A 25550-nucleotide genomic window follows, 5' to 3' on the forward strand; every position below is an offset into this window, starting at 1 on the left:
AGTGGATCCGAGAGGCGAGACAAGGGGGCCGATGGCCGAGCGCGACCGATAAACTGTTCTCGGACGGAGCCGGGCGCAGCCCCCGAGCCCGTCCGACCATGATCAGACAGCAGCCGCTGCAACCCCAGGGAGCGTTGTGTCCCGTCGCCTGTTCACCTCGGAGTCTGTGACCGAGGGTCACCCCGACAAGATCGCTGACCAGATCAGCGACACCATTCTCGACGCGCTTCTGCGCGAGGACCCGACCTCCCGGGTCGCCGTCGAGACGCTGATCACGACCGGCCTGGTGCATGTGGCCGGCGAGGTCACCACCAAGACGTACGCGGACATCGCGACGCTCGTCCGCAGCAAGGTTCTCGAGATCGGCTACGACTCCTCGAAGAAGGGCTTCGACGGCGCCTCCTGCGGTGTCTCGGTGTCCATCGGCGCGCAGTCCCCGGACATCGCGCAGGGTGTCGACACGGCGTACGAGAAGCGCGTCGAAGGCGATGAGGACGAGCTCGACAAGCAGGGCGCGGGCGACCAGGGCCTGATGTTCGGCTACGCGACGGACGAGACGCCGACGCTGATGCCGCTGCCGATCTTCCTGGCACACCGTCTGGCGAAGCGCCTGTCCGAGGTCCGCAAGAACGGCACCATCCCGTACCTGCGCCCCGACGGCAAGACCCAGGTCACCATCGAGTACGACGGCGACAAGGCCGTCCGCCTCGACACGGTCGTGGTCTCCTCGCAGCACGCGAGCGACATCGACCTGGAGTCCCTCCTGGCCCCCGACATCCGCGAGTTCGTCGTGGAAGCGGAGCTGAAGGCGCTGCTGGACGAGGGCATCAAGCTCGACACCGAGAACTACCGCCTGCTGGTCAACCCGACCGGCCGCTTCGAGATCGGCGGCCCGATGGGCGACGCCGGCCTCACCGGCCGCAAGATCATCATCGACACCTACGGCGGCATGGCCCGCCACGGCGGCGGTGCCTTCTCCGGCAAGGACCCGTCCAAGGTCGACCGCTCCGCCGCCTACGCCATGCGCTGGGTCGCGAAGAACGTCGTGGCGGCCGGCCTGGCCTCCCGCTGCGAGGTCCAGGTCGCCTACGCGATCGGCAAGGCCGAGCCGGTCGGTCTCTTCGTCGAGACCTTCGGCACCGCCAAGATCGACCACGAGAAGATCGAGAAGGCGATCGACGAGGTCTTCGACCTCCGCCCGGCCGCGATCATCCGCGACCTCGACCTGCTCCGCCCGATCTACGCCCAGACCGCCGCGTACGGCCACTTCGGCCGTGAGCTCCCCGAGTTCACCTGGGAGCGCACGGACCGCGTGGACGCGCTGCGGCAGGCGGCGGGGCTCTAAGTCCCCCGGCTCTCTGCGAGGCCCGGCGCCCTTCGGGGCGCCGGGCCTCGGCGCGTTTCGGGGCCGGTGGACGGCCGCGGGACATGCGGGGGAGTCGGGCGCGTTCGGTTGTCAGTGGCGTTTGGAAGAATGCAAGGGTGAGCAGCGAGGACGGGGCGGGGGCGGGTGGCGGGGAGGGTGCGCCGCCTGAGCAGCTCGCGTTCATTCGGGAGAGTGTGCGCAAGGCGAAGACGCCGCGGGCCAAGCCGCGGACGTGGCGGGGGGCCGCGCTGGCCAAGGAGCTGCCTGTTGCGCGGGTGCTCGTGGACAAGGGGGTGCTGCATCTTGATCGGTACTTCGACTATGCGGTGCCCGAGGAGCTCGACGCCGAGGCACAGCCGGGCGTGCGGGTGCGGGTGCGGTTCGGGGCCGGGCGGAACAGGGTGCGGGACGGGCGGCGTGAGGGCGGCGGGCTGATCGACGGGTTTCTCGTCGAGCGGCGGGCCGAGTCCGACTACTCCGGGCCGCTCGCCGCGCTGGCCCAGGTCGTTTCCCCCGAGCCCGTGCTGAGCGAGGAACTGCTCGGGGTGGCTCGCGCTGTCGCCGACCGGTACGCCGGCAGTCTCGCCGATGTGCTCCAGCTCGCCGTGCCTCCGCGCAGCGCGCGGGCCGAGCAGCGGCCGTCCCCCGAGCCGTTGCCCGCGCCGGGGGCGCCCGAGGCGGGGTCCTGGCGGCGGTACGAGCGGGGGGCCGCGTTTCTGGAGGCACTGGCCTCCGGGGGTGCGCCGCGTGCCGTGTGGAACGCCCTGCCCGGGGCCGACGCGTGGAGCGAGGAGCTGGCCCGGGCTGTCGTGGCGACGCTCGCCTCCGGGCGCGGTGCGCTGGTCGTGGTGCCGGACGGACGGGCGGTCGCGCGGGTCGACGCCGCGTTGACCTCGCTGCTGGGGGAGGGGCGGCATGCGGTGCTCACCGCCGACGCCGGGCCCGAGAAGCGGTATCGGGAGTGGCTGGCCGTCCGGCGGGGGTCCGTGCGAGCCGTCGTGGGGACGCGGGCCGCGATGTTCGCCCCGGTGCCGGACCTCGGGCTCGTCGCCATCTGGGACGACGGCGACGACAGCCACAGCGAGCTGCACGCGCCGCAGCCGCATGCGCGTGAGGTGCTGTTGCTGCGGGCCGCCCAGGACAAGTGCGCCTTCCTGCTGGGCAGCTGGAGCTGCACGGTGGAGGCCGCGCAGCTCGTGGAGAGCGGGTGGGCCGGGCCCCTGGTGGCGGCGCGCGAGCAGGTGCGGGGCGCCGCTCCCCTCGTACGGACCGTGGGGGACGGGGATCTCGCGCGGGACGAGGCCGCGAGAGCCGCGCGGCTGCCCACCCTTGCCTGGCAGGCCGTCAGGGACGCGTTGCGCACCGGGCCGGTGCTGGTGCAGGTGCCGCGGCGGGGGTATGTGCCGCGGATGGCCTGCGCCCAGTGCCGGGCGGCCGCGCGGTGCCGGCATTGTGCCGGGCCGTTGGAGGCGCAGGACGCCGGGGCGCTGCGGTGCGGCTGGTGTGGGCGGGAGGAGGGCGACTGGCACTGCCCGGAGTGCGGGTCGTTCCGGCTGCGGGCACAGGTCGTGGGGGCGCGGCGGACCGCCGAGGAGCTGGGGCGCGCCTTTCCTGCCGTCGCGGTTCGGACGTCAGGGCGTGAGCATGTGCTGGACACCGTGCCCGGGGCTCCCGCGCTGGTCGTGAGCACGCCGGGGGCCGAGCCGGTGGCGGAGGGCGGGTACGCGGCGGCCCTGCTGCTGGACGGCTGGGCCATGCTCGGGCGGCCCGATCTGCGCGCCGGTGAGGACGCGTTGCGGCGGTGGATCGCCGCGGCGGCGCTGGTACGGCCGCAGGGGGACGGCGGCACCGTGGTCGTGGTCGCCGAACCGACGTTGCGGCCCGTGCAGGCGCTGGTGCGGTGGGATCCCGTCGGACATGCGGTGCGGGAGCTGGGCGAGCGGGCCGAGCTGGGGTTTCCGCCGGTGTCGCGGATGGCCGCCGTATCCGGGCCGCGGGAGGCGGTCGCGGTGTTCCTGGAGGCGGTGGAACTGCCGAGGGAGGCTCAGGTGTTGGGGCCCGTGCCGCTGCCCGCCACTGCCGTGGGGCGGCCCCGGCAGGTGGGGGCGCCGCCGCCCGGGGAGCACTGGGAGCGGGCCTTGATCAGGGTGCCGCCGGGGCGGGGGTCTGCGCTGGCGGCCGCGTTGAAGGCCGCGCAGGCCGCGCGGATGGCCAAGGGGAGCGAGGAGGCGGTTCGGATTCGGATCGATCCGCCCGATATCGGGTGAGCGCCGCGCGGATCGGCCGGCGGCAAGTCGTCGCGGTTCGTCGTCGGGTGCGGACGCAGCATGATTCTGCCCTCCCGGATCCTTGCCGGGAGGGCAGTGCGGTGAGTGTCGTCGTCAGCCGTTGCGCGGGCCCGGGAAGGCCGTCGGCCTGACCTCGTCGCGGAGGACCGGGCTGCCGGCCGTCGGCTGGGTGGGCATGGAGCGGGCGGCGGGGACCGTGGGCATCGTGGGGATGCCGGTGTTGACGTTGACCGTGCGGGCCACCGTCGGCTCTGCCGGACGCTCGGCCTCGGCGGCCGCCTGTGTCGTGGCGCGGCGTGATCCGTAACGGCGGTGCACGGCCTGCTTGGTGACGCCGAGCGCGGAGCCCACCGCGTCCCACGAGAAGCCGAGTGAGCGGTCGAAGTCCACGGCGGCCGTGACCAGGGTCTCGACGCTGTCGCGCAGTTCCTGTGCGAGCCGGACCGTCGGGGCGGGGGCGCGTCCGTAGACGACGAAGCCCGTGGAGGGGCCGGAGCGGCGCGGACGGTAGACGTTGCCCAACTGGGCGGTGAGCGTGCGCAGTGCGTCCACCTGCCGGCGGACCCGCTCGATGTCCCGCACCAGCAAGTGCAGGCTGGCCCGAGCCTGGGCGTCGTGGGTTGCGTGGTCGGCCATGAACAAGCCTCTCGAACCGGCGTTGAAAAGGATCGGGCCGCGCGAGGTGCGGCCCGTTGTGGTCAACTCTTTCTTGACCAACGCGGATTCGCTCCGCGGGTCACGCAGTGGGGGCGTATGGGCATATGCGTGCGCCCTTGGCGCCGGGGCGTGCGCTGGCGCGGCGGCCTTCGGCCTTGCGCCGGGGTTGTCCCACCCGCGCACCACCCGTTTCCAGTTGGACAGAGAAGTGGACCTCTCCTGTGGGGGTTCCTCGCCGTTGGCGGCTGACTGTGGCCGGTGGGGAATGACGGGTGGCGGGAGTCGGGTGGCGGTGGCAGCTGGCGGTGGCGGTGGTGTCGGGCGGGCCCAAGGGTGTCCGCCGGCATCGGAACCGTTCCGCTGTGGGCCCAGGGCGCTTCTCCCCGTTCTCCGCCATAGACTGGTGCGTCGCCCGCGCCCAACCCCCGCCCGAGAGGCCCGTACCCAGACATGAAGCTCGTCTTCGCCGGTACCCCCGAGGTCGCCGTTCCCGCACTGGACGCTCTGATCGCCTCCGGGCGGCACGAGGTGGCGGCTGTTGTCACGCGGCCCGATGCGCCGGCCGGGCGTGGGCGCAGGCTGGTCGCGAGTCCGGTGGCCGAGCGGGCGGAGGAGGCCGGGATCGAGGTGCTGAAGCCCGCCAAGCCGCGGGACCCGGCGTTCCTGGAGCGGCTCGCGGAGATCGCCCCGGACTGCTGTCCCGTCGTCGCTTACGGTGCCCTGCTGCCCCGGGTGGCCCTCGACATCCCCGCCCACGGCTGGGTCAATCTGCACTTCTCGCTGCTGCCCGCCTGGCGTGGGGCCGCTCCCGTCCAGCACTCGATCATGAGTGGGGACGAGATCACGGGCGCCTCGACCTTCCTCATCGAGGAGGGGCTCGACTCCGGGCCCGTCTACGGCACGGTGACCGAGACGATCCGGCCCACGGACACCAGCGGCGACCTGCTGACCCGGCTCGCGTTCGCCGGCGCCGGACTGCTCTCCGCGACCATGGACGGTATCGAGGACGGCACCCTGAAGGCCGTACCGCAGCCGTCCGAGGGCATCACCATGGCGCCGAAGATCAGCGTCGAGGACGCTCACGTCGACTGGACGGCGCCCGCTCTGCGGGTCGATCGCGTGGTGCGCGGATGCACCCCGGCCCCCGGCGCCTGGACCGTCTTCCGCGGTGAGCGGCTCAAGCTCATCCAGGTCGCCACCGTGCCCGACCGCGACGAGCTCGCCCCGGGTGCGCTCTCCGTCGGCAAGAACCATGTGTACGTCGGTACGGGCTCGTACGCCGTCGAACTGCTCTGGGTCCAGGCCCAGGGCAAGAAGCCCATGCGGGCCGCCGACTGGGCGCGCGGGGTGCGGGACGCCGACGGCGAGACGCTCGGCGCGTAACACGGCCCCGGCGCCGACGTACGCTGGGAGCACGTCTCTCCCCTTTTCATCCGGAGCACCTTTTTCGTGAGCGAGCAGTCCCGCCGGCCCCGCAAGCCCTACCGCCGGCCGCAGAAAGACCCCGTCCGCATCCTTGCCTTCGAGGCGCTCAGGGCGGTGGACGAGCGGGACGCGTACGCCAACCTCGTCCTGCCGCCGCTGCTCAGGAGGGCGCGGGAGAAGGAGGGACCCGAGAAGTTCGACGGACGGGACGCCGCGCTCGCCACCGAGCTGGTGTACGGGACGCTGCGGCGGCAGGGGACGTACGACGCCGTCATCGCCGCCTGTGTCGACCGGCCGCTCAGGGAAGTCGATCCGCCGGTGCTCGATGTGCTGAGCCTCGGTGTCCATCAGCTGCTCGGGACACGGATTCCCACGCATGCCGCCGTGTCCGCCTCCGTCGAGTTGGCCCGGGTCGTGCTCGGCGACGGGCGGGCCAAGTTCGTGAACGCGGTCCTGAGGAAGGTCGCTCAGGACGATCTCGACGGGTGGATCGCCAAGGTCGCTCCGCCTTACGAGGACGATCCCGAGGAGCATCTCGCCGTAGTGCACTCGCACCCCCGCTGGGTCGTCTCCGCGCTGTGGGACTCCCTCGGTGGCGGGCGCGCCGGGATCGAGGAGCTGCTGGCGGCCGACAACGAGCGGCCCGAGGTCACGCTGGTTGCGCGGCCCGGGCGGGCCACGGCCGAGGAACTGCTCGGCGAGGAGGCCGCGGTGGCGGGGCGCTGGTCGCCGTATGCCGTACGGCTTGCCGAGGGCGGTGAGCCCGGTGCGATCGAGGCGGTGCGGGAGGGACGGGCCGGTGTGCAGGACGAGGGCAGCCAGCTCGTGGCGCTGGCCCTCGCCAACGCCCCCGTCGACGGGCCCGACGATAAGTGGCTCGACGGATGTGCCGGGCCCGGCGGCAAGGCCGCTCTGCTCGCCGCGCTCGCGGCCGAGCGGGGCGCCGCACTGCTGGCCTCCGAGAAGCAGCCCCATCGCGCGGGGCTGGTCGCGAAGGCGCTCGCCGGGAACCCGGGGCCGTACCAGGTCATCGCCGCCGACGGGACCCGGCCGCCGTGGCGGCCCGGCTCCTTCGACCGGGTGCTGATGGACGTGCCGTGCACCGGGCTCGGGGCCCTGCGCCGCCGTCCCGAGGCGCGCTGGCGGCGGCGTCCCGAGGATCTCGACGGGTTCGGTCCGCTCCAGCGCGACCTGCTGCGGAGCGCGCTCGACTCCGTGCGGGTCGGCGGGGTCGTCGGCTACGCCACCTGTTCTCCGCACCTCGCGGAGACCCGGGCCGTCGTCGACGACGTGCTCAAGCAGCATCCGCACGCCGAACTCCTCGACGCCCGTCCGCTGCTGCCCGGCGTACCGGATCTCGGCGAGGGTCCCGACGTACAGCTGTGGCCGCATGTGCACGGGACCGACGCGATGTATCTGGCGCTCATCCGCCGGACCGCGTGACGCTTCCTGTGGGTTCGGGCGCCGAAGCCGATCCGTCCTCCTTCGCCATGCGGTGCGGCCACCAGACCTTCGGGCCGACGTCCAGGAACAGGGATGTCACCAGGACCGAGCGGACGAGGAAGGTGTCCAGGAGGATGCCGAGCGCGACCGTGAAGCCGATCTCGGCGAAGGCCACCATCGGCAGGGTGCCCAGGGCGGCGAACGTGCCGGCCAGGACCAGGCCGGCGGAGGTGATGACCGCGCCGGTCGCGGCCAGGCCGGTGATCACGCCCGGGCGGGTGCCCTGACGGCCCGCCTCCTCGCGGATACGGGTGGTCAGGAAGATGTTGTAGTCGATGCCCAGGGCCACCAGGAACACGAAGACGAACAGTGGGAAGTCCGTCGACTCGCCCGCGTAGTCGAAGACGTACCGGAAGGCCAGAGCGCTGATGCCGAGTGCCGCCGCGAACGACAGGATCACCGTCCCGATCAGCAGCAGCGGGGCGATCAGGGCGCGGAGCAGGGCACAGAGGATCAGCAGTACGACCACCAGTACCAGCGGGATGATCAGGATGTTGTCGTGCGTGGTCGCCTTGTCCATGTCCAGCAGGGCCGCCGTACCGCCGCCCACCTGGGCGTCGGCGTCCGGCACCGCGTGCACGGCGTCGCGGACCCGTTCGACCGTCTGCTTCGCGGCCTCGCTGTCGGCCGGGTCGGTCATGGTGGCCTCGAAGAGGACCTTGCCCTCGAAGGACGGTTTGGTGCCCGGTGGCAGGCCCAGCGACTCGGGGACGACGCCCCGGGTGTCCGCGACCGCCCGGCCGACCTGCTGGGCCTGCGCCTGGTTGCTGACGATGACCAGCGGATCTCCGGTGCCCGCCGGGAAGTAGCGCTCCGAGACCTCCTGGCCGGTGATCGAGTCCGGTTTGCCGGTGAAGGCGTCCGCGTTGCTGATGCCCTCCGCGCGGAGCTGGATCAGACCGAGCGAGCAGATCGCTAGGGCGATCGCCGTGACCGCCCAGACCATGCGCGGGGTACGGGCCATACGGCGGCCCATGCGAGCCCACATGCCCCGCTCGGTCGGGTCGGCCGAGCCGAAGTGCGGGATCACCGGCCAGAAGATCCAGCGGCCGAAGATCACCAGCAGGGCCGGGAACAGCGTCATCATCGCCACCAGCGCGACGGCGACGCCGATCGCCGCGACCGGGCCGAGGCCCCGGGTCGAGTTCATCTCGGCGGCCAGCAGCACCAGCATGCTCAGCACGACCGTGGCGCCGGAGGCGATCACCGCGGGTCCGGCCCGGTGCAGGGCAAGGGCCATCGCCTCGTGCCGGTCCTCGTGACGGCGGAGCTCTTCCCGGTAGCGGGCGACCAGGAGCAGGGCATAGTCCGTCCCCGCGCCGAAGACGAGCACGGTGAGGATGCCGGCGCTCTGGCCGTTGACGGTCAGGCCCGCGTGCTCGGCGAAGAAGTAGACCACGGCCTGGGCGGTGAAGAGGGCGGCGATCACCGAGAGCAGCGGGACCAGGATGAGCGTCGGACTGCGATACGTCAGCAGCAGCATGACGATGACGACGGCCATCGCGGACAGCAGCAGCGTCGAGTCGATGCCCTCGAAGGCCTCGGAGAAGTCCGCGGAGGTGCCGCCCGGGCCCGTGATGTGCACGGCGAGCCCGCCGCCGCCCTTCCCGACGTCGTCCCGGATCGAGTCGACGGCCGGCGCGATGCGCTCCCAGCCCTTCTCGTCCATGGTGATCGGGACGTAGATCTGGGCGGCCCTCGGGTCCGTCTGCCGGTCGAAGGTCGGGCCCCGGGTCTCATCGCCCCGGATGCCGTGGTCGGTCAGCTGCTTGAGCTGCTGCACGTCCTCGTTGATCTGCGCCCGGTCCTGTGCGGTCAGGCCGCTCTCGCGGGCGTAGATGACGATCGCCGGGATCTGCTCGGGCCTGAAGTCCTCGGAGATCTCCAGGACTTGGGTCGATTCGGCGGACCCGGGCAGCCAGGAGGCCGCGTCGTTGTCCTGGGCGTCGGTGAGCTTCTGCGCAAAGGGCGCCGTCAGGAAGAGCGCCGCCAGCCACAGCACCAGCACGACCCATTTCGCGCGGCGTCCGCACACCAGGTGCGCGATGCCCTTGCTGCTCGTCCTGGTCTCGTCGGTCTCGGATCCGGTCCCCGTCATGGCCACCCCCGTAGCCGCCCGTGGAGCCTGTGGGCCGCCCAGCATGGCACGCGCGGCCCTCGCACAACATCCGATGAACGTCTTAGGTCCGTACCGGGGCGAACATTCGTGCCCGGACATGGCAGTCTTGGCCTATGGCCGTGCAGATCAACCCCAGCATCCTGTCCGCCGACTTCGCCCGGCTCGCCGAAGAGGCGAAGGCGGTCGAAGGGGCCGACTGGCTCCACGTCGACGTCATGGACAACCATTTCGTCCCGAACCTCACGCTCGGCGTGCCGGTCGTAGAGTCCCTGGCCCGTGCGACGGACACCCCGCTGGACTGCCATCTGATGATCGAGGCCCCCGATCGGTGGGCGCCTCAGTACGTCGAAGCGGGTGCCGGCTCCGTCACGTTCCATGTCGAGGCGGCCTCCGCTCCGGTGCGGCTGGCCCGGGAGATCCGGGCCAAGGGTGCCCGTGCCTCCATGGCGCTCAAGCCGGCGACGCCCATCGAGCCGTACGAGGATCTGCTCCCCGAACTCGACATGCTGCTGATCATGACGGTCGAGCCGGGCTTCGGTGGCCAGGCGTTCCTGGACATCATGCTCCCGAAGATTCGCCGCACCCGCGAGTTGATCAGCAAGCACGGCCTTGAGCTGTGGCTCCAGGTCGACGGCGGAGTCTCGGCGACGACGATCGAGCGCTGCGCGGAGGCCGGCGCCGATGTCTTCGTGGCCGGTTCGGCGGTGTACTCGGCCGATGATCCGGCCGAGGCGGTACGTGCACTACGCACCCAAGCCGAGGCGGTGACAGCCCGTGCGTCGTGGGCGTGCGACCACTGAGCCAAGGGAACGTGAACGGCGCCCATCAGGGCGGATCAAGTACGCCGGATCTGCAAGGATGAACGGCGAATCCAGAGTGTGAACAGCAGTGAGGAGAGCGCCGTGTCGGCAATGTCGGCGGGCCGGTCAGCCATGCGGATGGGACCCGCAGAGCTGGTGCAGGCGGCGGCCATGGCCCGCCGCTTCTACCTCGAGGGCAAGTCCAAGATCCAGATCGCCGAGGAGTTCGGCGTCAGCCGCTTCAAGGTGGCCCGGGTTTTGGAGACCGCCCTCGAACGGGATCTCGTACGCATCGAGATCCGTGTCCCGGCAGAACTGGACGCCGACCGCTCCGACGCGCTGCGCGCCCGCTACGGCCTCAGGCATGCCGTCGTGGTCGAGTCCCCGGCCGAGCCCGAGGATTCGCCCGACCCCGAGAACCTCGGTGAAGTGGCCGCCGACCTGCTCGGCGAACTCGTCAACGAAGGCGATGTCCTCGGCCTTGCCTGGGGCCGCTCCACCATCCACATGGCCGCGGCCCTCGACCGGCTGCCGCCGTGCACGGTGGTGCAGTTGACGGGCGTGTACGACGCCGGGACCGCAGAGCGCGGTTCGGTGGAGGCCGTGCGGCGGGCCGCCCAGGTGTCCGGCGGCGACGCCCACCCCATCTACGCGCCGATGCTGCTGCCGGACGCGGCCACCGCGGCGGCGCTGCGCAACCAGACCGGGATCGCCCGCGCCTTCGAGTACTTCGACAAGGTCACCGTCGCCTGTGTCTCCATCGGCTCCTGGGAGCCGGGCATCTCGACGGTGTACGACATGCTCAGCGACGAGGAGCGGGCGCACTACTCGTCCCTCGGTGTCGCCGCCGAGACGTCCGCGCACCTCTTCGACGCCGAGGGCCGCCGGGTCGGACGGGACCTGGGCGAGCGGTGCATCACCGTCAAGGCCGACCAGCTCCGCCGTATCCCCGAGGTCGTGGCGATCGCGGGCGGACAGCGGAAGGCGGCCGCGATCGACGCGGTGCTGCGGTCGGGGCTCGTCACCAGCCTGGTGACGGACACCTCCGCGGCCGACTATCTGCTGACGACGGGACCGACGCCGCGGCCCGCCCTCAACAGGGCCGACCCGGACGGCCCCTGACGGTCTTTCAGGGGAGCTTGTGAAGGGACGGACCGCGGCGGCCTGCCGCCGCGGTCCGTCCCTCGCTGCTTCTGCGCCACCTGCGCATCGATCAGTTCTGAAGAAGCCGATGCCGCCGCGGGCTTCCTGGCATGAGGGTGTCCCAGCCGATCGCGCAGAAGGATCCCCGCCATGGAGAACGCACAGAAGTCCGGCAAGAGCACGACCGGCACGTCGTACGACGGCTTCACGGACGACGAGCGGGCCGCGATGAAGGAGCACGCCCAGGAGCTCAAGGCCGTGCGCGGCGGGAAGCGCAAGACCAAGGCCGACGCGGAAGCCGCCGTACTCGAGAAGATCGCCGAGATGCCGGAAGAGGACCGCGTCATCGCCGAGCGGCTGCACGCCATCGTCAAGGAGAGCGCCCCCGAGCTGATGCCGAAGCTCTGGTACGGAATGCCGGCGTACGCCAAGGACGGCAAGGTCGTCTGCTTCGTGCAGGCCGCGGCCAAGTTCAAGTCCCGTTACCTGACGCTCGGCTTCAATGACTCGGCGACGCTCGACGACGGCAGCATGTGGCCGACCGCCTTCGCCGTGCGGGAGCTGACGCCCGCGCACGAGAAGACGATCGCCGCGCTCGTGAAGAAGGCGGTGGGCTGAGGCCCGGACGGTCAGCGTGACTGGAGCGCGTCCAGGGCGACCGCGTGGGCGAGCATCAGTCGCCGGTCGCGCCGGTCGTCCTCGATCCGGACGACGTAGTGGTCACGGAAGCGGGTCTTCTTCTCGAAGGACCCCACGTTCCGGCCGTCCGCGTCGACGAAGTCGAAGTGGTACTTCCAGATGAAGGGCAGGTCGCCGACGAACGGCAGCAGCCCCCACACCCGCCGGAAGAGGGCCAGCGCGGCGTTGCGTTCCTGAATGGTGAGAGCCGGGAGTCCCGGCTGGTCGAGCGTCCATGTCGAGCGCAGCAGCGACTTCCCGAACTTCTTGCCGAACACGCCGATCGGCTGCCCGCCGCCGGTGACGTCATAGGCGCTGGCGAGATCGACGACCTTGCGGGCCTTGAAGGCGGCGAAGACGGATTGCCGGGACTCGTCGGTGTAGAGGGTGACTTCTTCCTTGAACTTCATGCGCTTCTGCTCGACGAAGGCGACCTTCGCGCCCGGCCCGCCCTTGCCGTCGTCGGTGAAGATCTCGTAGCGGTTGACCATCATGGTCACCCGCTGGTGGATGTGGAACTGCCGCTGGGACTGCACTGCGCCGACGTCCATGGACTTCCCTTCCCGCGTTGGCGCTCGGCAGCGTACAGGGCGGGGTTGTGGAGGCGGAGGGTGCCCTGCGGTCGCCGGGAACGGTGGATCGTCGGCGGGTGGGATGGCAAGATCTGGCACACCGATGATCACCAATGATCACTACGAATCGTTCCGGGCGGAGCTGAGATGACAGAGCTGGTGGTCACGCTGGACCTCGACGGGGTCACGGACAAGGCGGGCCTGATGGACCGCTGCGCCCGTGCGCTGGAGCTGCCCGACTGGTTCGGCCGCAACTGGGACGCGCTGGCCGACTCCCTGTCCGACCACACCGTGTGGCCCGAGGGCGCCGTGGAACAGGGGCTGCTGATCGTCGTACGGAACTGGCAGCCGTACGCCGGGGCGCAGCCGAAGGAGTGGGGGATCGCCCGGGACGTGTTCTCGCAGGCGGCGGACCACACCTCGGCGCTGACCGTGGCGCTCGCGCTGGGTGGCTCCTCCTGACCGGTCTGGGCCACGTTCGTCCGGCCGGACCGGAGGCCGCCTCCATCTGAGGTGGGCCGCCCTCCTGCGAGGTAGGGCGTCCTCCTGCGAGGCAGAGCGGCCTCCCCATTGACTTGTCATGTCCTTGACGTCGATGTCCGGCCCGCTTGGAGTGACGCATCGTCGGCGCCCCCATCACCGGGGTCGCCCTGCGCCACATCGTGATGCCGGGGAGCACGGCACCCGCGACCACACTGAGCCAAGTGAACCTCACCAGCCTCTCGGATTACGGCGGCCTCACCATCACGCCGTAGCCGTCCCTGGACTCAGACCGCCAGCGGGGTCGCTCCCCAGGGTTCGGCCCAGTCGTAGACGAGGGTCTCGGCACCGGCCCGCCAGCGGCGAGGAGCGGTGGTGGACAGCCAGTCGAGGGGTTCGACGCCACCGGGCGTTCCGCCGTTCAGAGCATGTCTGATGGCCGCGGAGAGGTCGGTGTCCGTGCGGTCCGTGCGGGCGGCGGGGTCCACCGAGACGAACAGGGCGGTACCGGAGCGCGAAACCAGGTCCAGGAACTGCCGGTTGAGATTCCAGTCCGTCTGCGGAGTGCAGGGCACGCAGTCCGCGTCCACGGTGAAGAACCTGTTGTGCTGGGCCAGTCGGAACGCCAGGGTGTTCACGCCCATGCGCCGGGTCCGCTCCCAGCTGCGGCCCGAGGTGTCGTCGCCGGACCGCTGGACCCGCACCAGCCCCGCGGACAGATGACCGACCGTATTGCATCCGATCACCACCGTGTCCCCGGCGGCCTCCGCGATCGTGCGGTACAGCCGGACCAGGATCTCGGCGCTTGTGACGGACCGGTCGGCCAACGACCAGCCCGGCGAGGCGAGTTCGGCCGGGGAGTCGGCGGCGAACCGGCCGAACACGTCGTACGTCGAGAAGTCGTGCTTGATCAGTTCGTACCCCCACCGCCGGAACCTGGTCACGTCCTCGGCGACCGTCTCCAATGCCACGTCCAGGGAAGGGTCGAGAGGGAAACCGGTGTCCCTCAGCACGCCGGGCCGGACAGCCGCGGTCTCGGTCCGGGAGAGCAGCGGCCGGAACCACAGGCCCGGCCGGGCGCCGGTCTGCGTGATCCGAGCCGCCATGTCCGCCATGCCGTCGAACACGCCCGGCAGTCCGGTGTCCCAGGGCCCGCCGGGCGCCGATCCGCCGCCTTCGGTCCAACCGTCGTCGATCACGCAGTACGGGCGGACGGGGTGCCCGTCGGCGTACTCCACGACCGTCCGGGCGTCACGCAGAACCGCGTCGGGGCCGAAGCCACGTCCGTAGGCGTAGTACCAGTTGTTGCTGCCGACGACGGGGTCGGGGGAGGGCAGCGGGTCCGGACTCATGGCGGTGCAGAGGGTCTCGTGTGCGGCGAACGGTGTCGGGGCCGTGGCGGTCACCACCGTGGCCACGTCCAACTCGCGTTCGCCCGGCAGGACCGGCAGGCCGCCGCTGCGGACATCCGCCCAGAGGGCGATGCCGCTCTCGTCGACCGTCCAGGAGCACAGAGCGCCGGCTCCGGTCCGCACACCCCACCCGGTCGTCGGTTCCCCGGATGCGCCGGTGATCAGGGCGTACCAGGGCAGAGCGCGCTCCGGCTGGAGAGTGCGCCACTGAAGGTCGCCGTAGCCGCGTTCCCAGGCATCTCCCAGGATCCGTGCGTCATCGGGTGTGCGATGCCTCCAGCGCAGCACGATCCGTGACAGGCCCTCGGCGCCTGCGCGGGCGCACACGCGCAGACCGTCGGCCGTCCGCTCGGCGGTGACCCGGGTGCCGCGTACCGTCCAGGCGCCTTCGGTGGTCGAAGTCGCCGGGTGCGGACGGGTGTCGTCGGTCATGACGTGGACGGCGTCGGGCAGGTGCGGCACGGCGGACTCCTCGGGGTGGGGACGGCGACGGTGCCGGTCAGGCGGGCCCGCTGTTCGCGATCGGCGCGGCGGGCAGTGTCCGCGGGTGTACGGGAAACAGGTCCCGCACGCCGCTCCCGCACAGATCGAGGGCGAGTTCGCAGAACATGGCGTTGGCCCAGCCGAACCAGTCCCGGGTGTAGCGGCCGGGGTCGTCGACATGGAAGCTCTCGTGCATCAGGCCGGTGCCGGCGGTGGTGGCCGCCAGTGTCTGAAGGGCCTCTGCCGCGGCGTTCTCGTCGCCGGTCAGACCGGCGGTGGCGATCGCCAGCGGCCAGACGTGACCGTCCGGAGTGTGCGTGCTGCCGATGGATGCGGCGTGACGGCCGCTGAAGAACGACGGGTTGGACGGGGAGAGCACCAGATTCCGGGTCGCTTGATAGAGCGGGTCCTCCGGTGTGCACCAGCCGCTCAGGGGAAGGCTCAGCAGGCTGGGCTGGTTGGCGTCGTCGCCGAGCAGCACCGCGCCGAGGCCGTCCACCTCGTAGGCGAGGACGGAGGCACCGCCGGCCTTGACCACCGCGTTGGCCAGGATTCCGGCGTCGATCTCGTCGGCCAACCGCCGTGACTCCTGGGCGAGTTCCGGATCGCGGAGGGCGGACGAGGCCAGCTCGGCCAGCCCGTGCAGGGTCGTGGACGCCAGCGCGTTGGCCGGGACGAGATAGCCGTGCCGGCAAGGATCGTCGCTCGGCCGGAAGCCCGACCACGTCATGCCGTTCCGCCGGACGCTGGCTCCCCGGCCGCCCTGGGGAAGGCTGTCCCCGGCGAAGGGGCCGGACGGCCGGATGAACCAGTAGGGAGAGTGGGTGTGGGACTGCTCGGCCCACCAGATCCGTACGATCGTCCAGGCGGCGCGGTGAAAGGCGTCGTCGAGATGGTCCTCACGACCGCTCGCCCGCCGGATCGCGTACGCCAGCTGCAACGGCGCGCAGAGGGAGTCGAGTTCGTACTTGCGCTCCCACACCCAGTCGCCCGGTGCGGGCCGGTCGCCGGGCTCGCCGTGCGCGCCCGTGGGGCCGTCGTTGAAGGCGTTGGCGTACGGGTCCAGCAGGACGCAGCGGATCTGGCGACGCGAGACGCCGGCCAGCACGTCGCCGACCGCCGGGTCCTTGGCCAGGGCGAGGTAGGGGCGGACCTGGGCCGTGCTGTCCCGCAGCCACATCGCCGGGATGTCCCCGGTCCTGACGAAGACTTCCGGGACTTGCGACGACGGTCCCGTCGGATCGGTGCCCCAACTCATCGACGTCGTCCATGTGTTGGTCAGGCAACTCTCGACGATGTCCGCTGCCGGGCTGCCCCGCAACTCGGAGGCCAGCCCTCGTCCGAGCGTCCTCAACGACTCCGGAACTGCCCACACTGTGCCGGACGTTGATCCGGGAAACGTTACCATCGCGCCTCTTGACTCCCTCATATGGCGTGCGCCACCGTGTGATCAACAGGGAATGGAAACGTTACCTTGAAGGAGCTGGAGACCACCAGACGGTCGGGTCCGCCCCGGTCTGCGTCCTCGCCAACTCCTCGTGGGAGAAGAGGAGAAGGTGAACGCGTGTGACAGCCACTCCGGACGGGCAGCTGCACCCACCCCCGCGTCCGTCACCGCGCCGCCCCTGGCGCCGGCGCGGGAAACTCGGGTCGGACACCCGGGCCGCGTACGCGTTCATGGCGCCGGCGATCGTCGGCTTCACGGTCTTCGTCGTCTACCCGCTGATCCGCTCGGCCTACTTCGCGCTGACGCGCTACAACGGCCTGACCGCCCCGACCTTCGTCGGCCTCGACAACTTCCGCCGGATGTTCACCACCGACCCGTCGTTCTGGCCGTCGGTGCGCGCCACCCTGCTGCTGGTCGTCCTGTACGTGCCGCTGTCGCTGGCCATCGGGCTGGCGCTGGCGGTGTTCTGCAACCGGCGTATGCGGGGCGTGCGTGTCCTGCGCACCCTGGTCTACCTGCCGGTGGTGCTGCCGGTGGTCGCCACGATCACCCTCTGGAAGTTCGTCTTCAACCCTCAAGTCGGCCTGGCCAACCAGGTGCTGACGTGGCTTCACCTCCCGACCAGCGAGTGGCTGTCGGGTTCGGGCTCGGCGATGCCGTCGATCGTGATCGTCATGCTGTGGAGCGTCGGCTCCACGATGATCATCTTCCTCGCCGCGCTCCAGGCGGTGCCCACCGAGCTCTATGAGGCGGCCCGCATCGACGGCGCGGGCTCCGGGACCGTGTTCTTCCGGATCACCCTGCCGCTGATCAGCCCGATCATGGTGTTGCAGGTCGTGCTCCAACTGGTCACCGCACTGCAGACCTTCAACCAGCCGAAGATCCTCTCGCCGGACGGCCTCGGCGGACCCGGCTTCAGCACCAGGGTCCTGATGCTGTCGATCTACAACAACGGCTTCCCCACGCTCGGCCGGGTCGCCGACTTCGGCTACGCCTCCGCCCAGGTGTGGGTGCTCTTCCTGGTCATCGTCGTCGTGATCGCCGCCACCGCCCGCTTCTCATCGATTTGGACCTACAGTGACCACGCCTCCTGATGTCGCGACGGCGTCGGAGCAGGCGCCGTCCCCGCGACCGACACCCGCCGTGAACGTGCCCCGGCCGCCCCGGAAGGCCGTACGCACCGCGTCCTGGTACGCCGTCGCGCTGCTGATCTCCTCGGTGATGGTCCTGCCCATCCTGTGGATGCTCACCATCGCCCTGAAGGGCAGCTCGGCGGTCTTCCAGGTCCCGCCCCGGCTGCTGCCCGACGAGTTCCACTTCGAGAACTTCATCGACGGGCCGAAGGCGATCCACTTCCCCCGCCTGCTGCTCAACTCCCTTGTCATCACCGGCCTGTCGGTGCTCGGCGGGGTCATGACCTCGATGATGACGGGATACGCCCTGGCCCGGCTCCGCTTCCCGGGCCGCAGGCTCTGGTTCTACGTCTTCGTCGGCAGCATGATGCTGCCCCCGGTGGTCGGCATCATCCCGCTGTTCCAGCTCTTCAAGGACATCGGCTGGTACGACACCTGGCTGCCGCTGATCGTGCCGGCCTTCCTCGGCGGGAATCCGCTGTTCATCTTCCTCGCCCGGCAGTACTTCCTCTCGGTGCCGCACTCCATCGACGAGGCCGCCAAGGTGGACGGCGCCGGACACATCCGGATCTTCTTCAGCGTCATGCTGCCCATCACCCGGCCGGCCTGGATCACCATGGCCATCCTGGCCTTCCAGTTCTCGTGGAACGACTACCTCAACCCGCTGATCTACCTGTACTCGTCCGAGAAGTGGCCGCTGAGCGTCGGCATGGCCTCGTTCGTCTCCCAGTTCGCCGGCCAGACCCCGGACTGGAACCTCTACATGGCCGCCAACCTGCTCTACATGCTCCCCCCACTGGCCGTGTTCTTCGTGGCCCAGCGCTACTTCATCCAAGGCCTGAGCGCACTGGGCACCGTCAACCAGCGCTGACCCGTACCGAGGTCGGCCGACCCGAACCACGTACCCGGAGGCCATGTTGAAACGAACAGTGCACGTCGCCGGAGCCCTGCTGGTGGCAGGCGGACTGCTGGCCACGTCCGCCTGTGGCGGCTCCTCGGGGAAGGAGTCCGGCGGGAAGACCACGGTCACCGTGATGACCTGGGAGTCGAACGCGACCAACAAGCTCATCGACCAGGCCCTGGCCGGTTTCCACGACCCCGACATCACGGTCAAGCGCATCGACACCCCCAACGGCAACTACGGGGACAAGCTCGCCTCCCTCACCCAGGCCAAGAAGCTGCCCGATCTGTTCTGGTGCGGCAACGACACCGAACTCCAGTACACCGGCCAGGGCCTGCTCACCGACTGGTCCGAAAAGCTGTCGGGCTCCGGTGACTTCACCGCCGGCAGTTTCGACCCCACCGCCATGAAGAACTGGAAGACCGCCGACGGAAGGATCGGCGGCGTCCCCTCCCTGATGAACACCTACGGCATCTGGTACGACATCGACGCCTTCAAGGCCGCCGGAGTAGCCTTGCCGGCCGCCGGCTGGACCTGGGACGAGATGTACGCGGCCGCCGAGAAACTGCACCAGAAGGGCGCCAAGTACGGCCTCGTCGCCGACGCCATGACCGCTCTGGACGCGCCCTTCAGCCTCAGCCTCTACTCCCTGTCGGCCGGCGGCGCGCCCTTCGCCGACAGCGTCCACCAGCCCACCGAGGTGACCGCGGACGCGACCTACACCGAGGGCGTCGGCAAGCTCGTGGCGGGCATCAAGAGCGGTGCCGTGGCCCCTCCCGGCTACGACATCTCCAGCCAGCAGTCGCTGTTCGCCGCGGGGGAGATCCCGATGCTGTGGAGCGGTCAGTGGCTGGCCGCCGGATTCCTCACCGACAAGCCGAAGATCAAGTACGGCTTCGCGCCCCTGCCCCAGGTCGACAAGGCGGCCACCCTGTACGACGCGGTGGGCATCTGCACCCCGTCGTACACCCAGAACGCGGACGCCACCTTCAAGGTCCTCTCATACCTCAACTCCACGGTGTGGACCAAGGTCCTCCCGGACTCGCCCGTGGCCGTGCCCGCCTACACCGGCGCCCAGCAGGCCTACTACGACGCCCTGGACAAGGCCGGGTTGACGACCGTGGCGTCCACCGTCAAGGCGGACCTGGACGCCTCGCTGACCATGGGCGTGCGCTTCACCACACCCTGGGCCAGCCAGTCCAACGACGTGATCACGGCGTACTGGCCGGACATCCTCCAGGGCAAGAAGCCGCTGTCCGATCTGAAGACCATGACGGACAAGATCAACGATGTGATCAAGAGCAACGGCTAGGACGGTCCGCAGGCTCGAACGGTGCGCACGCGCAGCCCCGGTCAACCCGTGAATCCGCCCTGTCGACCGGGGCACGCGTGGGGACCTTGAAACGTATCCTGAGGGCGATCACCCGGCCGCCCGGCGAAGAAAGTTGGTCTCGGCACCACGTGAGCAGTCGTTCCCCGCAGCGCCAGAACACCAGGCCGACGATGCGCGATGTCGCAGAGCGGGCCGGAGTCGCCGTCGTCACCGTGTCGCGCGTCGTCAACGGCATCGGAACCGTCCGTGAGGAGACGGCCGAGCGGGTCAACGCCGCCATCAACGCCATCGGGTACCAGCGCAACGAGATCGCGCGGTCGCTCCGCCCCGGCCAGACCTCCATGACCGTCGGACTGCTGCTCGGCGATCTGACCAACCCGTTCTACGCGTCCCTGGCCAAGGCGGCCGTCGACGTGGCCAACCGGGCCGGGTACGCGGTGGTCCTCAGCACCGCCGACGAGGACCCGGAGGTCGAGCGCCGTGCGGTGGGCGAGCTCATCGGACGGCGGGTGGCCGGGCTCATCATCGTGCCCGACCAGGGTGACCACGCCTTTCTCGACGAGGTCAACGCCCACGACCAGGTGCCCATCGTCTTCGTCGACCGGCCCGCCACCGGCGCCGAGGCGGACGTCGTCGTGGTGGACAACGAAGGCGGGGGAGCGGCGGCGACCCAGCACCTCATCGACCACGGCCACCGCAGGATCGCGATCCTCGTCGCGCCCTCGTACTACACCACCGGTCGCCGGCTGCGCGGCTACCGCAAGGCCCTGCGGCGCAGCGGCATCCCCGTCGACGAAGACCTGGTCGTCACCCTGCGGCGCGGCACCACGGACGACGCCTCAGCCGCCACCCACGCCCTGCTGACGTCGGAGCGACCTCCAACGGCGATCTTCTCGACCACGGGCTTCCTCACCGAGGGCGTCCTGCGGGCGAGCCAGCGACTGGGGGCGCCCGTCGCGGTGGTGGGGTTCGACGACTTCAAGCTGGCCGACATGCTCCCGACCCCGGTCACGGTGGTGACCTCCGACACCGAGGAACTCGGCCGCCGGGCCGCGCATCTGCTCATCGACCGCATCGACGGCGAGGCTGCCCCGTACCGCAGGACCGTGCTGCCGGTACGGCTGATCGCCCGCGGCACGGGGGAGTTGGTTCCTCGGCCCGAGCCCCAGTCTCAGTAGAGCGTCGGCCAGAGGGCGCGGGGCCAGGCGAGCACCGCGTAGAGCTGTGCGAAGGCCGCCTGCTGGATCGCCTCCGTGCCGCCGGACGAGTTGAAGTGCACCAGTCCGGTCGCGGGATCGCGCATGGTGGACCACACCTGGTCGGCGTAGTCGGACATCGCGCGGTGGTATCTGCTGCCCCCGGTCACCGACTCCAGGAGCAGCAGGTTCTTGAAGAAGATCGAGTTGAAGAACACCGGCTGGCTGAACAGCCGCCCCTGCTCGACGTAGTAGGCGTACGCGGCCTCGGCGATCCGCTCGGCCCGGCGCAGATGGACGCGCTCACGGGTCGCCCGGTGGAGCAGGACGTTGACGCCGACCGGCACGCCCTGGTTGTACGACCAGACCGTCTTCTCGATCGTGCCCTGGAGGTCGAGATGGTCCCAGTACAGGCCGCCGGGGCTCTGGAGATGGGTGTTCGTCCAGTCGTAGAACCGTCTCGCCCAGTCCAGGTAGCCGCCCTCACCGGTGATCAGGTGGAGGCGCAGGGCGAGTTGGGCGCCCGGCATGTTGGAGACGGTGTTGCGGTCGTGGCTCCAGGTCGCCTGGGTCCAGAAGACGCCCCCGGGCGCGGCGTGGGAGGGGTCGGTGTCCCAGCCGGAGCTGACGAGTTCGAAGATCTCCTTCGCGCGGGCCAGCGCGGCGGGGTCACCGGTCTGCAGATGGCGCTGGACCTTCGCCAGGCCGACCCACTCGTTGTCGTCGTAGAACATGTCGCCGCCCGAGCCGTACGGGGCGCGGGGGTAGGAGTCGTAGCCGGGCAGCCCGGTAGTGCCTCCGCCGGCGTTCCAGTAGTGCTCCTGGGCCTTCGCGCAGGCGGTCAGGTGCGACTCGTACGCCGTGTCCACCGCCGCCAGGTCCAGCGCCGCGATGTGCACCTGGGAGAAGGGCCATTCGTAGGAGTACGGCCTGTCGTCCGGGGCCGCCGGATACTGCTCGCGGACCAGTCCGGATCCGTCTGACGTGCCGAGGTGTCTCTCCAGGGCGGCATAGGCGGCTCTGGCGCGGGACAGCGCGCGGGACCGGTGTTTCGCTTCTTCCGCAGGGGTGCTGTCCGCTGTGGCCGCGCCTGTGGTGGAGGAGGCCGCCATCGCGGCCGCGGCCGTCAGACCGGAGCCGACCAGCGCCCGGCGGGAGGGATACCTGCGCATGGGAACGTCTCCATTCGGATGCCGGTGCTGGGGTGATGGAAACGTTGCCATGGCGCTGTGGAGTCGTCAACGGTCCGAACAGCACCAGTGGTTGGCGCCGATGATGGTCATGGTCCGGACCATTGACGCGTGTGCGGGAGTGATGGGACCTTCTCGATGGTTACGTTTCCATGGTCCTGGACAGGCTGTCCTGGCCGCCCCCCACGGCACGCAGGAGACATCGACATGACCATCTCCTTGAGACCGATGACACTCTTGAGACCGTTGAGACGCCCGAGATCACTGAGCGCCGCGTTCGCGCTGCTCCTGCTGTTCGTACTCGCGCCGCCCCTGCTCGTCCTCAGCGCCGCGTCCCGGGCCGATGCGCTCGAGAACGGTCTGGCCAGGACGCCTCCGATGGGCTGGAACGACTGGAACGCCTTCGGCTGCAACGTCAGCGAGCAGCTGGTCAAGGAGACCGCCGACCACCTCGTCTCCTCCGGTCTGAAGGACGCCGGGTACCAGTACGTCAATATCGACGACTGCTGGATGACCCGGTCCCGGAACTCCGCCGGCCAACTGGTCCCGGATCCCGCCAAGTTCCCCAGCGGCATCAGCGGTACCGCAGCCTACGTCCACAGCAAGGGCCTCAAGCTCGGCATCTACGAGAGCGCCGGGAGCGCCACCTGCCAGGGCTACCCCGGCAGCCTCGGCCATGAGCAGACCGACGCCGACAGCTTCGCCTCCTGGGGCGTCGACTACCTCAAGTACGACAACTGCAACCACGAGAACGTGCCCGACCGGCAGCGCTACACCGCCATGCGCGACGCCCTGGCCAACACCGGCCGCCCCATCGTCTACAGCCTCTGCAACTGGGGCCTCGCCGACGTGTGGACCTGGGGTGCGGACGTCGGCAACAGCTGGCGCACCACCGACGACATCAACCTCAACTTCTCCACGGTGGTGTCGATCTTCAAGGCCAACGTCCGGCTCGCCCCGTACGCCAAGCCCGGCGCCTGGAACGACCCGGACATGCTGGAAGTCGGCAGGGGCATGTCGTTCAATCAGGACCGTTCCCACTTCAGCCTGTGGGCCGAGATGGCCGCGCCGCTGATCGCGGGGAACGACATGCGTACGGCGTCCGCCGCCACCCTCTCCCTCTACGGCAACCGGGACGTCATCGCCGTGGACCAGGACTCCCTGGGCAGACAGGGCACCGAGATCTCCTCCTCGGGCGGCCTCCATGTGCTGACCAAGCAGCTGGCGAACGGCGACCGGTCGGTGCTCCTCTTCAACGAGAACGCGTCCGCCGCCACCATTTCCACCTCCGCCACCGCGGCCGGTCTCCCCGCGGCGTCCTCCTACCGGCTCACCAACCTCTGGTCCAAAGTCGTCGGCAGCACCAGCGGAAACATCTCCGCCAGAGTCCCCGGCCATGGCTCGGTGATGTACCGGGTGTCCGTGGGCAGCGGCACCAGCGTCGGCACCACCCGCCGCCTGGTCGGCGCCTCCTCCAACCGCTGCCTTGACGCCTACGACAATCAGACGACCCCCGGCACGAAGATCCAGATCTGGGACTGCGGCGGCGGCGCCAACCAGGCCGTGACCATCACCGCCGCCGGTGAACTCCGCCTCTACGGCGGCACCCAGTGCCTGGACGCCTACGACAACGGGACCACCGCCGGCACCAAGGTGCAGCTCTTCCCCTGCAACGGCGGAGCCAACCAGAAGTGGAGCCTGAACCCCGACGGCACCGTCACCGGCACCCAGTCGGGCCTCTGCCTCGATGTCACCGGCGGCGACCAGGCCTCCGGCAACGTCAACGGCACCGAACTCGAACTCTGGACCTGCAACGGCGGCGCCAACCAGCAATGGCGCCTGGGCTGACCTCCCGCATCCCCCACCCATGGAGTCGGCATGACACCGACAGCGGAACGCATCCGAAGAGCCGGGGCCGCTCTGATCGCCGCCCTCGTTCTCGCCCTTCTCGTCCCGGCCGGCGGCGCGGCGGTCGCCGCCGCCAAGGCGACCGTGTGCAACAAGTACTGCGACGCCCGTGACCCCGCCCTGTCCCCGCAGGACCGGCAGCCGGTCACCGCCACCGTCTACGCCCGCAGCATCGCGCTGCACTTCGACGACACCGACGCGATGGGCTGGGCCTCGATCGGCAACGGCAGTGCCGGCGACGAGGTCTGGCTCGACCGCTCCTTCGACGGCGGCCGCACCTGGGCCTCGGGCAGCAAGCTCGGCGACACCACGATCCCGGCCGGCCAGAGCGGCTGGCGCACCCTGATGTACAACGTCGACGACTGGGGCAACCGCGGCGTCGGCGCGCTGCGCGCCTGCGGCAAGGCGGGGGACCGGGCCGAGATCGCCTGCACCGCATGGGCCCGGACGACCTGGAACGCGTACAACCGCCCCACGGCCGCGGCCACGGCGCTGATGCAGTCGTACAACAACGCCACGGGCCTGTTCGACACCACCGGCTGGTGGAACTCGGCCAACGCCCTGGCCGCCCTCATCGACAACGCCCGCGTCACCGGAATGGGCAGCTACAAGTACGCCATCGCCAACACCTACGACCGCAACCTCTCCGCCCAGGGCGGCAACTTCACCAACGACTACATCGACGACACGGGGTGGTGGGGGCTCGCCTGGGTCGCCGCGTACGACCTCACCGGCGACAGCCGCTACCTCAACACCGCCCGCGCCGACGCCGACTACATGGCGCGGTACTGGGACTCGACGTGCGGCGGGGGCGTGTGGTGGAGCACGGCCAGGACGTACAAGAACGCCATCGCCAACTCCCTCTACCTGGAGCTGAACGCGGCCCTGCACAACCGGATCGCGGGCGACACGGTGTATCTCGGGCGGGCCAACGCCGAGTGGGCGTGGTTCAAGGGCACCGGGATGATCAACAGTTCCCATCTGGTCAACGACGGCATCAACCTCTCGACCTGCCGCAACAACGGCGACACCACCTGGTCGTACAACCAGGGCGTGCTGCTCGGCGGTCTGTCGGAGCTGCACCGGGCGACCGGCGACTCCGCCCTGCTCACCACCGGCCGCCAGATCGCGGACGCCTCGACCACCTCCGCCTACCTCAACCCGGGCGGGATCCTGCGCGAGCCGTGCGAGACGGGCGGGTGCGGCGGCGACGGACCGTCCTTCAAGGGCGCGTACGTCCGGGGGCTGAGCGCCTTCAACGCCCGACTGTCCGACCGCCCCTACACGTCGTACATCCGGCGGCAGGCCGACACCGCGTACGCGAGCGACCGCAACGCACTCGACGCGTACGGGCTGCACTGGGCCGGCCCCCTGGACTCCACCGACGCCGCCCGCCAGCAGAGCGCCCTCGACCTGATGAACGCGGCGAACTGACGCATGCCGGGCAACCGCGCCGCCGCCCCCTGAGGGGAGGGGCGGCGGCGCATCGGCCCCACAAGGCCTCGTCCGGAGCGTT

At 70.4% G+C, this 25550-nt stretch carries 20 protein-coding genes; 14 read left to right on the plus strand and 6 right to left on the minus strand.

The features are described 5' to 3' along the window. Positions 1-136 precede the first annotated feature (136 nt). Together metK and ACIHFB_RS38005 are read left to right on the plus strand one after the other, a co-directional pair. A complete protein-coding gene (gene metK, locus ACIHFB_RS38000; protein WP_365282559.1) occupies positions 137-1345 on the plus strand; it encodes a methionine adenosyltransferase in 1209 nt (402 codons plus the stop codon). 137 nt (positions 1346-1482) lie between these two features. Next, positions 1483-3633 carry a primosomal protein N' gene (locus ACIHFB_RS38005; protein WP_400129281.1) on the plus strand — a complete coding sequence of 717 codons (2151 nt, stop codon included), beginning with the start codon at positions 1483-1485 and terminating at the stop codon, positions 3631-3633. Between the two features lie 114 nt (positions 3634-3747). Here the strand turns inward: ACIHFB_RS38005 and ACIHFB_RS38010 are convergent, their stop codons facing one another. After that, positions 3748-4290: a hypothetical protein gene (locus ACIHFB_RS38010; protein ID WP_365282561.1), complete on the minus strand. Its 543-nt coding sequence runs from the start codon at positions 4288-4290 to the stop codon at positions 3748-3750. A 471-nt stretch (positions 4291-4761) separates the two neighbouring features. On the opposite strand from ACIHFB_RS38010, the gene fmt reads away from it, so the two are divergent. Continuing rightward, complete coding sequence (gene fmt / locus ACIHFB_RS38015) at positions 4762-5694, plus strand: methionyl-tRNA formyltransferase (RefSeq protein WP_365282562.1); 933 nt, start codon at positions 4762-4764, stop codon at positions 5692-5694. Between the two features lie 66 nt (positions 5695-5760). Beyond that, complete coding sequence (locus ACIHFB_RS38020) at positions 5761-7179, plus strand: transcription antitermination factor NusB (RefSeq protein ID WP_365282563.1); 1419 nt, start codon at positions 5761-5763, stop codon at positions 7177-7179. Here the strand turns inward: ACIHFB_RS38020 and ACIHFB_RS38025 are convergent. Next, positions 7160-9337 carry an MMPL family transporter gene (locus ACIHFB_RS38025; protein ID WP_365282564.1) on the minus strand — a complete coding sequence of 726 codons (2178 nt, stop codon included), beginning with the start codon at positions 9335-9337 and terminating at the stop codon, positions 7160-7162. The two genes, ACIHFB_RS38020 and ACIHFB_RS38025, sit on opposite strands and share 20 nt — an antisense overlap. Positions 9338-9471: 134 nt before the next feature. On the opposite strand from ACIHFB_RS38025, the gene rpe reads away from it, so the two are divergent. The 3 genes from rpe (at position 9472) to ACIHFB_RS38040 (ending at position 11919) form a co-directional block, all read left to right on the plus strand. After that, entirely contained in the window at positions 9472-10158 is a 687-nt protein-coding gene (rpe, locus tag ACIHFB_RS38030) for a ribulose-phosphate 3-epimerase (protein ID WP_400129282.1), read from the plus strand. A 78-nt stretch (positions 10159-10236) separates the two neighbouring features. Then, entirely contained in the window at positions 10237-11280 is a 1044-nt protein-coding gene (locus ACIHFB_RS38035; RefSeq protein ID WP_210591895.1) for a sugar-binding transcriptional regulator, read from the plus strand. A 171-nt stretch (positions 11281-11451) separates the two neighbouring features. After that, positions 11452-11919, plus strand: a complete 468-nt coding sequence (locus ACIHFB_RS38040; protein WP_400129283.1) for an iron chaperone — start codon at positions 11452-11454, stop codon at positions 11917-11919. Between the two features lie 11 nt (positions 11920-11930). Here the strand turns inward: ACIHFB_RS38040 and ACIHFB_RS38045 are convergent, their stop codons facing one another. Beyond that, positions 11931-12530 (minus strand): hypothetical protein, encoded by a 600-nt coding sequence (locus tag ACIHFB_RS38045; protein WP_365282567.1) that lies wholly within the window; start codon positions 12528-12530, stop codon positions 11931-11933. A gap of 168 nt (positions 12531-12698) precedes the next feature. Here ACIHFB_RS38045 and ACIHFB_RS38050 point away from each other — a divergent pair, with 168 nt between their 5' ends. Beyond that, positions 12699-13013 carry a barstar family protein gene (locus tag ACIHFB_RS38050; protein WP_365282568.1) on the plus strand — a complete coding sequence of 105 codons (315 nt, stop codon included), beginning with the start codon at positions 12699-12701 and terminating at the stop codon, positions 13011-13013. Positions 13014-13318: 305 nt separating this feature from the next. Here ACIHFB_RS38050 and ACIHFB_RS38055 read toward each other — a convergent pair whose 3' ends face one another. Together ACIHFB_RS38055 and ACIHFB_RS38060 are read right to left on the minus strand one after the other, a co-directional pair. Next, on the minus strand, positions 13319-14905 hold the full coding sequence (locus ACIHFB_RS38055; RefSeq protein WP_400129284.1) for a hypothetical protein: 1587 nt from the start codon (positions 14903-14905) through the stop codon (positions 13319-13321). A gap of 37 nt (positions 14906-14942) precedes the next feature. Continuing rightward, on the minus strand, positions 14943-16280 hold the full coding sequence (locus ACIHFB_RS38060) for a glycoside hydrolase family 125 protein (protein ID WP_400129285.1): 1338 nt from the start codon (positions 16278-16280) through the stop codon (positions 14943-14945). Positions 16281-16492: 212 nt separating this feature from the next. Between ACIHFB_RS38060 and ACIHFB_RS38065 the strand changes: the two genes are divergently transcribed. The 4 genes from ACIHFB_RS38065 to ACIHFB_RS38080 all read left to right on the plus strand — a co-directional run bounded on the left by ACIHFB_RS38065 (position 16493) and on the right by ACIHFB_RS38080 (position 20918). Next, on the plus strand, positions 16493-17467 hold the full coding sequence (locus ACIHFB_RS38065) for a carbohydrate ABC transporter permease (protein WP_400129286.1): 975 nt from the start codon (positions 16493-16495) through the stop codon (positions 17465-17467). Positions 17468-17516: 49 nt separating this feature from the next. Then, complete coding sequence (locus ACIHFB_RS38070; protein WP_400129287.1) at positions 17517-18377, plus strand: carbohydrate ABC transporter permease; 861 nt, start codon at positions 17517-17519, stop codon at positions 18375-18377. A 43-nt stretch (positions 18378-18420) separates the two neighbouring features. Then, positions 18421-19719 carry an ABC transporter substrate-binding protein gene (locus ACIHFB_RS38075; protein ID WP_400129288.1) on the plus strand — a complete coding sequence of 433 codons (1299 nt, stop codon included), beginning with the start codon at positions 18421-18423 and terminating at the stop codon, positions 19717-19719. A gap of 191 nt (positions 19720-19910) precedes the next feature. After that, entirely contained in the window at positions 19911-20918 is a 1008-nt protein-coding gene (locus ACIHFB_RS38080) for a LacI family DNA-binding transcriptional regulator (RefSeq protein ID WP_400129289.1), read from the plus strand. On the opposite strand, the gene ACIHFB_RS38085 is transcribed toward ACIHFB_RS38080, so the two are convergent. Next, on the minus strand, positions 20912-22108 hold the full coding sequence (locus ACIHFB_RS38085; RefSeq protein ID WP_365282575.1) for a glycoside hydrolase family 76 protein: 1197 nt from the start codon (positions 22106-22108) through the stop codon (positions 20912-20914). The genes ACIHFB_RS38080 and ACIHFB_RS38085 overlap by 7 nt on opposite strands. Positions 22109-22354: 246 nt before the next feature. Here ACIHFB_RS38085 and ACIHFB_RS38090 point away from each other — a divergent pair, with 246 nt between their 5' ends. Both ACIHFB_RS38090 and ACIHFB_RS38095 read left to right on the plus strand, forming a co-directional pair. After that, on the plus strand, positions 22355-23974 hold the full coding sequence (locus ACIHFB_RS38090; RefSeq protein WP_400129290.1) for a glycoside hydrolase family 27 protein: 1620 nt from the start codon (positions 22355-22357) through the stop codon (positions 23972-23974). A 30-nt stretch (positions 23975-24004) separates the two neighbouring features. Beyond that, a complete protein-coding gene (locus ACIHFB_RS38095; protein WP_400129291.1) occupies positions 24005-25468 on the plus strand; it encodes a glycoside hydrolase family 76 protein in 1464 nt (487 codons plus the stop codon). The last annotated feature ends 82 nt before the right edge of the window (positions 25469-25550 follow it).

The sequence above is a fragment of the Streptomyces sp. NPDC051963 genome, assembly GCF_044593495.1.
Lineage (GTDB): Bacteria > Actinomycetota > Actinomycetes > Streptomycetales > Streptomycetaceae > Streptomyces.

Excerpts from the sequence above, each read along its gene's own strand:
- ACIHFB_RS38045 (WP_365282567.1), bottom strand. The coding sequence starts at position 12,530 with ATGGACGTCGGCGCAGTGCAGTCCCAGCGGCAGTTCCACATCCACCAG.
- ACIHFB_RS38050 (WP_365282568.1), top strand. The coding sequence starts at position 12,699 with ATGACAGAGCTGGTGGTCACGCTGGACCTCGACGGGGTCACGGACAAG.
- fmt (WP_365282562.1), top strand. The coding sequence starts at position 4,762 with ATGAAGCTCGTCTTCGCCGGTACCCCCGAGGTCGCCGTTCCCGCACTG.
- ACIHFB_RS38080 (WP_400129289.1), top strand. The coding sequence starts at position 19,911 with ATGCGCGATGTCGCAGAGCGGGCCGGAGTCGCCGTCGTCACCGTGTCG.
- ACIHFB_RS38040 (WP_400129283.1), top strand. The coding sequence starts at position 11,452 with ATGGAGAACGCACAGAAGTCCGGCAAGAGCACGACCGGCACGTCGTAC.
- ACIHFB_RS38085 (WP_365282575.1), bottom strand. The coding sequence starts at position 22,108 with ATGCGCAGGTATCCCTCCCGCCGGGCGCTGGTCGGCTCCGGTCTGACG.
- ACIHFB_RS38075 (WP_400129288.1), top strand. The coding sequence starts at position 18,421 with ATGTTGAAACGAACAGTGCACGTCGCCGGAGCCCTGCTGGTGGCAGGC.
- ACIHFB_RS38090 (WP_400129290.1), top strand. The coding sequence starts at position 22,355 with ATGACACTCTTGAGACCGTTGAGACGCCCGAGATCACTGAGCGCCGCG.
- rpe (WP_400129282.1), top strand. The coding sequence starts at position 9,472 with ATGGCCGTGCAGATCAACCCCAGCATCCTGTCCGCCGACTTCGCCCGG.
- ACIHFB_RS38010 (WP_365282561.1), bottom strand. The coding sequence starts at position 4,290 with ATGGCCGACCACGCAACCCACGACGCCCAGGCTCGGGCCAGCCTGCAC.
- ACIHFB_RS38095 (WP_400129291.1), top strand. The coding sequence starts at position 24,005 with ATGACACCGACAGCGGAACGCATCCGAAGAGCCGGGGCCGCTCTGATC.
- ACIHFB_RS38025 (WP_365282564.1), bottom strand. The coding sequence starts at position 9,337 with ATGACGGGGACCGGATCCGAGACCGACGAGACCAGGACGAGCAGCAAG.